At 70.3% G+C, this 12,488-nt stretch carries 13 protein-coding genes; 8 read left to right on the plus strand and 5 right to left on the minus strand.

Features of this window, described 5'->3' with window-relative positions:
• The first annotated feature begins 114 nt into the window (after positions 1-114).
• Entirely contained in the window at positions 115-1,134 is a 1,020-nt protein-coding gene (locus ACJQWL_RS10860; protein ID WP_330969027.1) for a patatin-like phospholipase family protein, read from the plus strand.
• Between the two features lie 173 nt (positions 1,135-1,307).
• On the opposite strand, the gene ACJQWL_RS10865 is transcribed toward ACJQWL_RS10860, so the two are convergent.
• Positions 1,308-1,793, minus strand: coding sequence for an Lrp/AsnC family transcriptional regulator (locus ACJQWL_RS10865; protein WP_330969026.1), 486 nt, complete (start codon positions 1,791-1,793; stop codon positions 1,308-1,310).
• Between the two features lie 129 nt (positions 1,794-1,922).
• Here ACJQWL_RS10865 and phhA point away from each other — a divergent pair, with 129 nt between their 5' ends.
• The gene (gene phhA / locus ACJQWL_RS10870; RefSeq protein WP_330969025.1) at positions 1,923-2,816 is read left to right on the plus strand and encodes a phenylalanine 4-monooxygenase; all 894 of its coding nucleotides are present in this window, start codon (positions 1,923-1,925) and stop codon (positions 2,814-2,816) included.
• A 78-nt stretch (positions 2,817-2,894) separates the two neighbouring features.
• Here the strand turns inward: phhA and ACJQWL_RS10875 are convergent, their stop codons facing one another.
• Together ACJQWL_RS10875 and ACJQWL_RS10880 are read right to left on the minus strand one after the other, a co-directional pair.
• Positions 2,895-3,332, minus strand: coding sequence for a DUF2141 domain-containing protein (locus ACJQWL_RS10875; protein WP_330969024.1), 438 nt, complete (start codon positions 3,330-3,332; stop codon positions 2,895-2,897).
• 68 nt (positions 3,333-3,400) lie between these two features.
• On the minus strand, positions 3,401-4,099 hold the full coding sequence (locus ACJQWL_RS10880) for a DUF2306 domain-containing protein (protein ID WP_330969023.1): 699 nt from the start codon (positions 4,097-4,099) through the stop codon (positions 3,401-3,403).
• A 145-nt stretch (positions 4,100-4,244) separates the two neighbouring features.
• Between ACJQWL_RS10880 and ACJQWL_RS10885 the strand changes: the two genes are divergently transcribed.
• From ACJQWL_RS10885 to ACJQWL_RS10905, 5 genes are all read left to right on the plus strand, one after another.
• A complete protein-coding gene (locus ACJQWL_RS10885; RefSeq protein ID WP_330969022.1) occupies positions 4,245-5,357 on the plus strand; it encodes a sensor histidine kinase in 1,113 nt (370 codons plus the stop codon).
• The gene (locus ACJQWL_RS10890; protein ID WP_330969021.1) at positions 5,354-5,992 is read left to right on the plus strand and encodes a response regulator; all 639 of its coding nucleotides are present in this window, start codon (positions 5,354-5,356) and stop codon (positions 5,990-5,992) included. The genes ACJQWL_RS10885 and ACJQWL_RS10890 overlap by 4 nt, the downstream gene beginning before the upstream one ends.
• A 137-nt stretch (positions 5,993-6,129) precedes the next feature.
• On the plus strand, positions 6,130-6,444 hold the full coding sequence (locus ACJQWL_RS10895; RefSeq protein ID WP_330969020.1) for a hypothetical protein: 315 nt from the start codon (positions 6,130-6,132) through the stop codon (positions 6,442-6,444).
• Between the two features lie 93 nt (positions 6,445-6,537).
• The gene (locus ACJQWL_RS10900; protein ID WP_330969019.1) at positions 6,538-7,656 is read left to right on the plus strand and encodes a class 1 fructose-bisphosphatase; all 1,119 of its coding nucleotides are present in this window, start codon (positions 6,538-6,540) and stop codon (positions 7,654-7,656) included.
• Positions 7,657-8,136: 480 nt separating this feature from the next.
• On the plus strand, positions 8,137-8,847 hold the full coding sequence (locus ACJQWL_RS10905) for a 2OG-Fe(II) oxygenase (protein ID WP_330969058.1): 711 nt from the start codon (positions 8,137-8,139) through the stop codon (positions 8,845-8,847).
• A gap of 40 nt (positions 8,848-8,887) precedes the next feature.
• On the opposite strand, the gene ACJQWL_RS10910 is transcribed toward ACJQWL_RS10905, so the two are convergent.
• A complete protein-coding gene (locus ACJQWL_RS10910) occupies positions 8,888-9,319 on the minus strand; it encodes a response regulator (protein WP_330969018.1) in 432 nt (143 codons plus the stop codon).
• Positions 9,294-10,508 carry a PAS domain-containing sensor histidine kinase gene (locus tag ACJQWL_RS10915; RefSeq protein WP_330969017.1) on the minus strand — a complete coding sequence of 405 codons (1,215 nt, stop codon included), beginning with the start codon at positions 10,506-10,508 and terminating at the stop codon, positions 9,294-9,296. The genes ACJQWL_RS10910 and ACJQWL_RS10915 overlap by 26 nt, the downstream gene beginning before the upstream one ends.
• Before the next feature lie 90 nt (positions 10,509-10,598).
• Between ACJQWL_RS10915 and ACJQWL_RS10920 the strand changes: the two genes are divergently transcribed.
• Positions 10,599-12,386 (plus strand): SLC13 family permease, encoded by a 1,788-nt coding sequence (locus tag ACJQWL_RS10920; protein WP_330969016.1) that lies wholly within the window; start codon positions 10,599-10,601, stop codon positions 12,384-12,386.
• Positions 12,387-12,488: the final 102 nt, after the last annotated feature.

The raw sequence follows: 12,488 nt of genomic DNA on the forward strand, positions 1-12,488 counted from the left end.
CGCCCCGGCGACAGCCGCATCCTTGCCGCCCTGCGGGCGACCCAACGGCCTCCGGTCGGACGCCGTTGGGGTGCCACCGGCTATCCTCCGCGCCCCTTGTTTACGAAATCGTCCATGCCCGCCCTGCTTCGCCTCCGCCTGTCGGTGCCGTGCGCCGCCGTCGTCCTGCTGGCCTCCTGCGGCGGAGGCGAGGCCGTGCGCCCGACGACGCCGGCACCGGCGCCACCGGTGGCGGCCGCCAAGCCCAAGCCGGTGCGCATCGGCCTGGCGCTGGGCGGCGGCGCGGCCAAGGGCTTCGCCCACATCGGCGTGATCAAGATGCTGGAGGCCAACGGCATCACGCCGAACGTGGTAAGCGGCACCAGCGCCGGCAGCGTGGTCGGCGCGTTGTACGCCAGTGGCATGGACCCGTTCGCGCTGCAGGAGAAAGCCGTCGCCCTGGACGAGTCCAGCATCCGCGACGTGCGCCTGTTCTCCGGCGGACTGGTGCAGGGCCAGGCGCTGCAGGACTACGTCAACGACCAGGTCGGCAACCGGCCGATCCAGTCGCTGTCCAAGCCGTTCGCGGCCGTCTCCACGTGGCTGGAGACCGGCGAGCGCTCGGTTTTCGTGCGCGGCAATACCGGCCAGGCGGTGCGCGCGTCCAGCGCGGTGCCGGGCGTGTTCGAGCCGGTGCGCATCGGCGCGCGCAGCTTCGTCGACGGCGGCGTGGTCAGCCCGGTGCCGGTGGACGCGGCGCGCCAGCTGGGCGCGGAGTACGTGATCGCCGTGGACATCTCCAGCAAGGCCAGCGGCACCACGCCGACGCACCTGCTGGGCGTGGTCAACCAGTCGATCGCGATCATGGGCCAGACGCTCGGCAGGCAGGAGCTGGCGCGGGCCGACGTGGTCATCCGCCCCGCGGTCAGCGACATCGGCGCTGCGGATTTCGAGCAGCGCAACGTCGCGATCCTGGCCGGCGAACGCGCCGCGCTGGCTGCGCTGCCGCAGATCCGCAAGGCATTGGCGGCCGAGCGTGCGAGGCGGGTGGCGGCGCTCGCGCCCAGGCCCGCCCCGAAGCCGCCGGAACCGGAGTGCGAGCGCAGCTGGGTCGGGGCGATCAATCCGTTCGGGAAGGATTGCGCCAACGAGTGACGCGGTGCAGGTCGGTCCACGCGCGCAGCGAACACCCGCGCCATCGTTCCGCAAAGGCGGTAGCTCCACCGTGGCCCCACGCCGCCGACTGTCGCCCCACCCGTTTGCGCAACGGCATGCATTCCCGCCTCCCCGGGAATGACGGCTAGCGCAGACGCCCGCGCTGCCGGCACTCAACCCGCCTCGCGCGGCCCCACCGGCACGCCGCCGAACGCCTTCACCGTACGCAGCACGAAGCTGGAGTTGACGTCGGCCACGCCGCTGGCATTGAGCAGCCGGTCCAGCAGGAAGCGCGAGAAGTGGTCCAAATCGCGCACCACCACGTGCAGCAGGTAGTCCATGTCACCGGTCAGCGCGTGGCAGGCGACCACCTCGTCCCAGCGCGCGATGGCCTCCACGAAACGTGCGACGTGCTCCACATCGTGCTTCTCCAGCTGCACCCGCACGAATGCCTGCAGGCCCAGGCCGACGCGCTCGGGGTCGACCTCGGCGCGGTAGCCGGCGATCACCCCGTCGCGCTCCAGCCGCTGCACCCGGCGCAGGCACGCGGAGGGCGAGAGGTGCACCCGCTCGGCCAGTTCGGCGTTGGTCAGCCGGCCTTGCCGCTGGAGCTCGGCGAGCAGGTGCAAGTCGATGCGGTCCAGTTCGGCTTCGCGCATTTTTATTCGCCTGAATGGCATATCGGCGCAACTATGGTGCGTCATAGTCGGGCCGCGGTGCAATAACGCAACCCCGTTGCGCCGCAACGGCGCTACGCTGGTCGACCACCGAAGGTACGGAGACCTGCCATGAGTGCCACCGCCCCCCGCCGCCTCGAGAACCTCCAGACCGACAAGGGCAAGGTGCCGGTCTACGCCACCGGCATCATCGACCAGCCGTGGGACGACTACGGCGAGGAAGACCACGCCACCTGGGCCGTGCTCTACGAGCGCCAGCGCGACGTGCTCAAGGGCCGCGCCTGCGACGAGTTCCTCGCCGCGCAGGACGCGATGGGCATGTCACCCGACCGGATTCCGAAATTCGCCGAACTCAACGAGGTGCTGTCGAAGGCCACCGGCTGGACGCTGATCGGCGTGGAAGGCCTGCTGCCGGAGCTGGATTTCTTCGACCACCTGGCCAATCGACGCTTCCCGGTGACCTGGTGGATACGCCGCCCGGACCAGGTCGACTACATCGAGGAACCCGACCTGTTCCACGACCTGTTCGGCCACGTGCCGCTGCTGATGATCCCGGTGTTCGCCGACTACATGGAGGCGTACGGGCGCGGCGGGGTCAAGGCGCACGCGATCGGTCCCGACGCGCTGCAGAACCTGACCCGGCTGTACTGGTACACGGTCGAGTTCGGCCTGATCCGGCAGCAGGACGGCCTGCGCATCTACGGCAGCGGCATCGTCTCGTCCAAGGGCGAATCGATCCATTGCCTGGAAAGCGACGCGCCCAACCGCATCGGGTTCGACCTGGAGCGGATCATGCGCACCCGCTACCGCATCGACACCTTCCAGAAGACCTACTTCGTGATCGACGGCTTCGAGCAGCTGATGGAGGCGACGGGGCCGGACTTCACCCCGATCTACGGGAAGCTCGAGACGCTGGAATCTATCCCGGCCGGTACCGTCCTCGAATCCGATCGCGTGTTCCACCGCGGTACGGGGGAGGGGTGGGAAACGGGCGGCGACGTCTGACCAGGGGAACGAGCCAGGCTGCGGCCGGACGCCGGGCGCGGGCGACAGCACCCGGGTCTGTTTGCCCTCTTTGGAGGGCTACTTCATACGGACGGCCACGCGCTGGCCGGAGGCCGGCAGGTCGAAGGCGATCCGGCCGAATCCCGGGCGCTTGAACACCAGTGGATCGTTGGAAAACCCGTAGCCGTCCTTGGGGATGCCCAGCAGGCCGACGTCGAACTTGCGGTTCCCGTCCCTGTCGTGGATGACCATCACGCCGTACCGGCCCGCCGCCAGGCCATCGAAGCGCACCTTGAGCCGGTCGCTGCCATCAGGCATCACGTGCTGCTTGCGCACCGGCTCGCCGGTGCCATTCCACGCCGCCTCGGAGGCGTAGACGAACACCGTCAGGCGGCCGGCCTGCGTACCGATATCGTGAATGTCCACCGAAAGCTCGGCTGAAGCGGCAGGGCTGGCGACCAGCGCGCTCAGCAGGGTCGCGCACGCGAAGCGGCGCAGGGCGTGGCTGGGGGACATGGGAGTCTCCATCAGGAAAAGGGTGCGGGAGCGGGGCGGGAAGGGGCGTTTGTGGTCGGTGGGCGGTTTCAGGCACGTGCTGCGCGCGGCATCGCGGCTTGAGGGCCGGTGAAGCGGTACTTGCGGTCCAGCCAGCTCTTGGCCGCGATCGACAGCACCACCGGCGCGAACCAGGCGGTGTAGAACAGCGTCCCGGAGGCGATGTCGGGCAGCAGCCGCGGCAGGCCGATGGCCAGGAAGGCGATGTGGGTGGCCGCGCCGTTGCCGACCATCGCGCCGTAGTGCTCCTGCATCCACCAGCGCGGCTGAGCGGGGATGACCCGGCGCCGGCGCCACATGTCGACGCCGATCATCAACCCGACCAGCGAGAACCCCATCAGCAGCGGCTGGCCCATGCTGACCCCGGTCGCCAGCACGACCGCGCCGGCGACCGGGTTGGCCACCATCAGCACGCGGTAAACGCCGCCCAGGTACCGCTGCGGCGCGGCCTTGTCGCGCACCGCCCGCCATGCGAGCCATACGGTCGTCGCCACCAGCACCACCAGGTAACCCAGGAACACCGCGGCCACCCAGCGGCCGTCGGCGACACGCTGGCCGACCATCGGCAGTGCGCTCAGCAGCACCCCGCACATCGCCAGCAGGTAGCCGCGGCCGGCCAGCACGTGGGCGCGACCGCCCTTGCGCAGTACCGCGGCCAGCCAGAACGTTGCCAGGGCGACCGTGCCGAAGGTGACGTGGAGGGCGACGATTACGGAGTAGGCGGTCATGGCGGCGGGTTCCGGACAGGGGAGCCCAGCATCGCGGGCGCCGCCAGCCGCGCGCAGTCCCGGCGGTCACCGCTTGCGGGTGCCGGAAGTCACTTTCGCTGCCGCGCGCATTGCCAGACCGGCACGCGGCCCGCAGCATGGCGCCATGACCAGCGTCCTGCGCCAGCTGTTGCAACCCATGAACCTGGCCGGGCTTTGCACGCTGCTGGCGGTGGCGCTGTCGCTGCGCTGGGTCCCCGCCGGCGACGCGGTGCTGGCATGGAGCGTGCTGGTCGTGTTCACCGTGCTGTTCCTCGGACACGACGCCGTCGCCAAGCGGGCCCGGTGGCTGGGCCATGGCCTGCTGGCGCTGCTGCCGCTGTTGGCGCTCACGCTGGTGTGGCTGAGCCCGGGCGTGGGCACCGCGCAGGTGCTGCTGGTGATCTGGACGGCGGTGATCGCGATGACCTGGCCGCCGCGGGTGGCGCTTGCGGCGGTGGTGCTGGCCGACATCGTGATCTACCTCATCCTTCAACGCAGCGGCCATAACGCACCGCTGACGGTGACGCTGCTGTACGCCGGCTTCCAGGCTTTCGCCGCCCTGGTCGCGCATTACGCGATGACCGCCGAGCGCTCGCGCGACCAGTTGGCCCTCGTCAACGCCGACCTGCTCGCCACCCGTGCGCTGCTGGCCGACAGCGCGCGCGACGGCGAGCGCCTGCGGCTGGCACGCGAACTCCACGATGTCGCCGGGCACAAGCTGACCGCGCTGACCCTCAACCTGCGCGCGCTGGCCGGCGACCCGGCGCTGGCCGGACGCACCGAACTCGGCGTGGCCGAGCGCATGGCCGCCGAACTGATGGGCGACATCCGCGGCGTGGTGCAGGCGATCCGCGACAACCGCGGCCTGGACCTGGCCACCGCGCTGCATGCGCTGGCCGCGCCATTGCCGCGGCCGCGGCTGCAGTTGTCACTGGACGAACGGCTGCGGATGGATGACCCCGAGCGCGCGCAGCTGTTGCTGCGCGTCGTGCAGGAGGCACTGACCAATGCCGCCCGCCACGGGGATGCGGCGGTGCTCCGGGTCGATCTCACCTGCGATACCCGGCGCGGGGGCCTGCAGCTGCGGCTGGCCGACGATGGGCGTTTGCGCGCCCCGCTGCGCGAAGGCAATGGCCTGGCCGGCATGCGCGAGCGCGTGGAAGGCGCCGGCGGCGAGTTCAACGTTCGGCCCGGCGATGCCGGTGGGGTTTGCATCGACGTGTGGCTGCCGGCATGACCGCGCCGGTCGCCACCGTCGCGCTGGCCGATGACCAGGCCCTGGTGCGTGCAGGGCTGCGTGCCCTGCTGGAGCGGCAGGGCATCGTGATCGCATTCGAGGCCGGCGACGGCGAAACCCTGCTCTCGCTATTGCAGGCCACCGCTGTCGACGTCGTGCTGAGCGACATCCGCATGCCGGGCGTGGACGGACTCGAGGTGGCGCGGCGGCTTCGCGAGGCGGGAGACGCGACGCCGGTGCTGTTGCTGACCACGTTCGACGAACCCGACCTGATGCTGCAGGCCACCGACGCCGGTGCGCGTGGGTTCCTGCTCAAGGATGCCGCGCCCGGGGACCTGCGCGAAGCGATCGTCCGCCTGGCCGCCGGGGAGACCCTGCTGCAGCCGGTCAGCACCGATCCGGTGCGCGCGCGCTACCGCTACCACGCCGACGACGCGCCGCGCGAACTTTTCACCGAGCGAGAGGTGGCGATCCTGCGGTTGCTGGCCGGCGGCTACTCCAACAAGGAGATCGCCCGGGCGATGTTCCTGGCCGAGGGCACGGTGAAGAACTACGTGTCCACGATCCTCGACAAGCTCGACACCCGTGACCGCACGCGCGCGGTGCTCAAGGCGATCACCCTGCGGATCATCTGATCTGCCGGGGTCCGGTGCGCAGCCCGGCCCCGGGCGTCACGCAAGCGTCGCCTGGCTTACACCGCGCGGTCACGGCGCGATGGCCAACATGCGCGGCCTTCTCAGCCCCTGCGACCGCCGCCGTGCACTTTCGCCGCATGAACTTCACTGCCGACGAACTCCGCCAGGAACTGGCCCATGCCGACGCCACCCTCGACGAGGCCGCCCGCCATGCCGGGCGCGGCCTGGAGCCACTGCTGGAGCGCCGGCTGGACGCGCACCTGCGCAGCCTGCGGGTGATGCTGGGCCCGGATGGCGCGTCCGCGGCGTTCGATGCGGTCGACGCGGCCAAGCGGGTGGTTGAATCGGCCGAGCCGGCGGCACCGTTGCGGATGCTGGCGATGGCACGCGAGACCCTCACCGGCCTGGCGCGCCGGCGTATGCGCGCGATGGAGCCCGGCCTGGCGGCCTGATTGACCAGCCCCCGCACACGCGCCGCGTGTCCGGATACCCCGGCAGCGGGTGTTCGGCGACAATGGCGCCCCGCCGCCTAGTCGATCCACGCCATGCCCAGCCTGCCGCAACGTACCGCGCCGTCGATATCCCTGACCCAGTTCCTGATCGAGGCGCAACGTGCCGGCCACGTCAGCCCCGACCTGCGGCTGCTGATCGAGGTGGTGGCGCGCGCGTGCAAGCGTATTTCCATCGCCGTGGGCAAGGGCGCGCTGGGCGGTGTGCTGGGCGAGGCCGGCACCGACGGCGAGGCCAGCATGAACATCCAGGGCGAGGCGCAGAAGAAGCTCGACGTGATCGCCAACGACGTGCTGATGGAAGCCAACGCCTGGGGCGGGCACCTGGCCGGCCTGGCGTCGGAGGAAATGGACCACAGCCAGCCGATCCCGGATGTGTATCCGCGCGGGAACTACCTGCTGCTGTTCGATCCGCTGGACGGCAGCTCCAACATCGACGTCAACATCTCGGTCGGCACGATCTTCTCGGTGCTGCGCTGCCCCGACGGCGTGACTACGCCGTGCGACGAGAACTTCCTGCAACCGGGCACCGCGCAGGTGTGCGCGGGCTACACCACGTACGGTCCGAGCACGATGCTGGTGCTGACCGTCGGGCACGGCACCCATGCGTTCACCCTGGACCGCGAGATCGGCAGCTTCATGCTGACCACGCGCGACATGCGCATCCCCGGGGAAACCCGTGAGTTCGCGGTCAACATGTCCAACCAGCGCTTCTGGGAAGCACCGATGCAGGAGTACGTCGGTGACCTGCTCGCCGGTAGCGAAGGCCCGCGCGGCAAGGACTTCAACATGCGCTGGGTGGCCTCGATGGTCGCAGACGTACACCGCATCCTGACCCGTGGCGGCATCTTCAGCTATCCGCTGGACCGCAAGTGCGCGGCCAAGGGCGGCAAGCTGCGGCTGATGTACGAAGCCAACCCGATGAGCCTGCTGGTCGAACAGGCCGGCGGCGCGGCCAGCACCGGCCGCCAGCGCATGCTGGAGGTGCAGCCGACCGGCCTGCACCAGCGGGTACCGGTGTTCCTGGGCAGCCGTCGCGAAGTGGAAACAGCCGTCGAGTACCACCGTCGCCACGACGGCCCTGAAGCCGAGGCCCGCTCCAACGCCAACGCCAACGCCAACGCCAACGCCAACGCCAACGCCATCGGAGCATGACAGCACGCGGGTAGCGCGGACCCGCTGGCCGACGCAATTGTCACTCCAGTGGCCGCGGATCCCCACGCCCTGCGTTGATGCCCGTTGCCGCGGGGCCGGGTGCGGGTCGCTCCCCAAGCCGCGGCCGCTGGAGGCGACGTCCCGGGGGTTGACCTGCGCAGTGCCATTGCCGGCGCGACCTGGTCGACCTCGATGCAGCCCTGCGTGCCCCGGGCTGCGACGTTGCCAGGAAGGCCCGGTCCGGCCGCGCTATGGTCGGCCCCCGCCGGGCAGGGCGACGGGTGGGACAGGTTGCAGCGCGGCAACGCCAAGCGGGCGCGGCGCGTGCGCCCGCCGTCGGTCTCAGCGGAGGGCCGGCACCGGGCCGCGGGCTTCCACGCGTTCCGGGCGGCCGCTGCGGGCGGGACCGGCCGCTCCGCTTTTGCAACCGCCAGACCGCATGCGACGATGGCCGCTTTCCCGATGGATTGCGATTCCGCGATGACCGCGCCGACCCCGCAGGACGACTTCGTCGAGGTCTATCCCGACGCGCTGGACCCGGCGTGGTGCCAGGCCCTGGTCGAGCGTTTCGCCGCCAGTCCGGACGGGCGTCCGGGGCGGGTCGGCAGCGGGGTGATGCCGGAGCTCAAGGACAGCCTCGACCTGACGATCAGCGGCCGCGAGGACTGGCGCGAAGCGGAAGCGGCGCTCAACCAGGCGGTGTTCCGCAGCCTGATGCACTACCTGCGGCGCTACCCCTACGCGCTGATCGCGCCGCTCATGCTCGAGGTCCCCGGTGCGCAGGGCGGTCGCCACCGCCTGACCGCCGAACGGGTACAGGCGATGGACGACAAGGCGCTGGGCGACGTGATGCAGACGGTGTTCCGGCCTGGCGCGATCAACCTGCAGCGCTACGCCGGTGGCCGCGGCGGGTATCCGTACTGGCACTGCGAGCTGTACCCGCGGGATCCACGCGCCGACACCCTTCACCGCCACCTGCTGTGGACGGTGTACCTCAACGACGCTTTCGAGGACGGCGGGACCGAGTTCCTCTACCAGCGCCGGACGATCGCCCCGCGCACGGGGTCACTGCTGATCGCGCCGGCCGCGTTCACCCACACCCACCGCGGCAACCGCCCCTGCGGGGGTGACAAGGTGATCGCCACCAGCTGGGTGTTGTTCCAGCGCGCCGAGGCGCTGTTCGGCGGATAGCGGCGGACCCCGGGGGACCAGGGCGCCGGTCGATGCCGCGTCAGGTGCGGGCGTGGTTGAGCACCAGCCAGTAGAGGCCCACCTGCTTGACCGCCCACACGAACTGCTCGAAGTCCACCGGCTTCTGGATATAGCTGTTGACGCCCAGCGCATAGCTGGCCTCGACGTCGAACGGTTCGGTGCTGGTGGTCAATACCACCACCGGCAACGTGCGGGTGGCTTCGTTGGCACGGATCGCCTGCAGCACTTCGCGGCCATCGACCTTGGGCAGGTTGAGGTCGAGCAGCACGATCGAGGGCACGTCGGCGGGATCACGCCCGGCGTGGGCCCCGCGCGCGAACAGGTAATCCAGGGCCTCGGCGCCGTCGCCGACGACGACCAGGTTGTTGGCGATCTTGGCTTCGTCGAATGCGATCCGGGTCAGCTCGACGTCGTCCGGATTGTCTTCAACCAGCAGGATGTCCTTGTGCATCGGCAATGTCCTCGGCCGCAAGCGCGGCGGGCAGTTCAATATGGAAGGTGGCGCCCTGGCCGGGGACGGATTCGCCGCGGAGCGTGCCGCCATGGCGTTCAACGATGCGGTGGGCCGCGGCCAGGCCCAGGCCATGGCCGCCTCCGGCATCGGGTCCGTGCAGGCGCTGGAAGGGCTCGAACAGCTTGTGAGCATAGCGCATGTCGAATCCGCTTCCGTGGTCTCGCACGCGCAGGTGGACGCGCCCGTCGCGGGTCTCGCCGTCCACGACGATGCGCGTTGGCGCATCGCCCTGCGAGAACTTCCACGCGTTGCCCAGCACGTGCGCGAACATGAGCTTCAACAGCCGTTCGTCGCCCTGGGCCCACAGGTCGGACGCGACCTCCAGCTCCGCGTCGCGGCCGGGTTCGGCGTCCTGCAGTTCGGCCAGCACCCAGTCGGCCAGCAGGGTCAGGTCGACGGGCATGGACTTGATCTCGCCGCGGGTGGCGGTGGACAGGTCACCCAGCCCGACGAGCAGCCCGCCCATGCGCACGGCCGCCGCGCGGATGCGCTGCAGGTGGTCGCGGGCGGTGTCGTCCAGCTGCGTGCCACTTCGCTTGTCCAGCAGGCCGGCGAAGCTCTCGATGGAGCGCAGCGGCGCGCGCAGGTCGTGGGCGACCGCGTCGGCGAACATCTGCAGCTGTTTGCGCGATGCCCGTGCGGCCCGTGCCTCAAGGTCGACGGCGGACGCGGCCGTGGGGTCGGGATCGTTGGCCGGGCCCGCATCGCCCGGAACGGGCTCGCCGGTCGTTTCGCGAATGGTCACCAGCACATGCTGTTCCGCCCGCCCGGGGCGCCCGTCCAGGGCGAACGGTGAAAGCGTCAGCTGCATTCGGGTGGAAGGGCCGCCCGCAGGCTGCCAGCGCACGGCGGTGTCCGCGGCAGGACGCGTTCCCTGAGCAACGGCATCGATCGCTGAGTCCAGCACGGCCCGGTCGTCGGCGTGGAACAGCGGGGAGGCCTGGGTGCCACGGACATGCTGCAGCGATCGACCCAGCTGCTGCTCGGCCGCCGGGTTGAGGTACTGCCAGCACCCCAGCGGGTCCAGGATCGCCACCGGCATCGGCAGCGCCGCCAGGGCCAGCCGGTACATCGCATCCGGCATGGGGCGGTCTGCGGCCTGCGGCTTGGCTTCGAACAGGGACATCGGGGCTCTCTTTTTCGCGCGAGTCTAGCGGCGCGCCAGGTGACGGGGCGGTGCACGCAGGGGCGCCCCGGTCCCGCACAATGCGCGGCTATGGACGTCCCCCAGATCCTCTTCCTGCTGATCCTGGCGGGCGCACTGTACCTGTTCGTCACCGAAAAGCTTCGCGTCGACGTGACTGCGATGCTGACCCTGCTCGCGCTGGTGCTGACTGGCGTACTCGATTCACGCCAGGCGCTGTCCGGGTTCGCCAGCGAGCCGGCGATCATCATCGCCGCGGTGTTCGTGATCTCCGGTGGCCTGGCCGCGACCGGCATCACCGAACGCATCGGCCAGTGGATCGGGCAGGTCGGGGGACGCAGCGAGACGCGGGCCATCTCGGTGGTGATGCCGGTGGTGGCGGCGCTGTCCTCGTTCACCCACCACGTGATGGTGACGGCGATGATGCTGCCGATCCTGACCCGCTTCGCCAAGGCGCGCGGCCTGTCGGCTTCGCGCCTGCTGATGCCGATGTCGTTTGCCGCCTCGCTCGGCACCACGCTCACCCTGGTCAGCGCGCCCGCGTTCCTGCTGGCCAACAACCTGATCGAGCGCACCGGCAGCGACAGCCTGGGCATCTTCTCGATCACCCCGATCGGCATCGCGCTGGTGCTGGTGGGCGTGGCCTACATGCTGCTGGCCCGGTGGATACTGCCCAAGCGCGGCAGTGACTCGGGCGACGACGAGTACATGCGGCTGGACCGCTACCGCACCGAACTGCTGATCGTGGAGGGTTCACGCTGGAGCACCCGGCCGCTGTCGGAGCTGAACAAGGCGCTGGGCGACAAGTTCCGGCTGCTGGGCTGGTTGCGCGATGGCAAGCGCCGACGCGACCTGGGCGATAGCAGCCCGCTGCTCACCGGCGACGTGCTGCTGGTGGAGGCCTCGGCCGATGCGCTGGCATCGCTGCACGACGACGAAGGCCTGGACCTGCATGCGATCGCGCGCTTCGGCCACACCGTCACCGGCGACGGTGAGCCGCAGCTGGTGCAGGCGGTGGTGGCGCCGGGTTCGGAGTTCATCGGCCACTCGGTTCGTGAACTCGACTTCTCGCGCCGGTTCTCGGCGGTCATCGCCGGGCTGTGGCGGCGCGACGGGGCGATCGCCTCGCGCCTGGCCGATGCGCGCCTGCGCGAAGGCGACCTGCTGGTGCTGTGGGGCAAGTCGGCGCGCTTTGCCGAGTTGGCCGCGCACCACGGATTCCTGATGCTCGTGCCGTTCGCCGGCGAGGCCAAGCGGCGCGTTCGCGCACCGCTGGCGCTGGCCATCCTCGGCCTGACGATCCTTGCCGCGGCGACGGAATGGCTGGCGGCACCGGTCGCCTTCCTGATGGGCGCGGTGGCGATGGTCGCGCTGCGGTGCGTGGCCATCGACCAGGCCTATCGCGAAATCGACGTGCGCATCTTCGTGATGATCGCCGGGGTGATTCCGCTGGGCATCGCAATGGAGCAGACCGGCACCGCGCAGCTGTTCGCCACCGGGATGCTGCGCCTGGTCTCTGACTGGCCGAGCCTTGCGGTGCTGCTGGTGATGTTCTCGGTGGCCGGCCTGCTCACCCAGATCCTCTCGGACGCGGCCACCACGGTGCTGCTGGGTCCGGTCGCGGTTGCGGTTGCGCAGGCATTGGGCCTGCCGCCCACGCCGTTCGTGGTGTGCACCGCACTGGGGGCGGTGGTGTCGTTCCTGACCCCGATAGGCCACCACGGCAACCTGTTGATCCTCGGCCCCGGGCAGTACCGCTTTGCCGACTTCCTGCGCATCGGCCTGCCGCTCACCGCGCTGATGGCGCTGGTCAGTGCCTGGATGGCGCGCTGGCTGTGGCTGGACGGGCCGTTGTTCTGAGCACGGGCTGGCCACGGGTGCGCGAAGGACCCGTTCGCTGGACCGCGTGGCCTGCCACCGCGCCGGCTGAATCGTTAAGCCCGACCGCATTCACCGCGTTCA

Origin of the sequence: Novilysobacter viscosus (assembly GCF_046600715.1) — a bacterium.
GTDB lineage: Bacteria > Pseudomonadota > Gammaproteobacteria > Xanthomonadales > Xanthomonadaceae > Lysobacter_C > Lysobacter_C viscosus.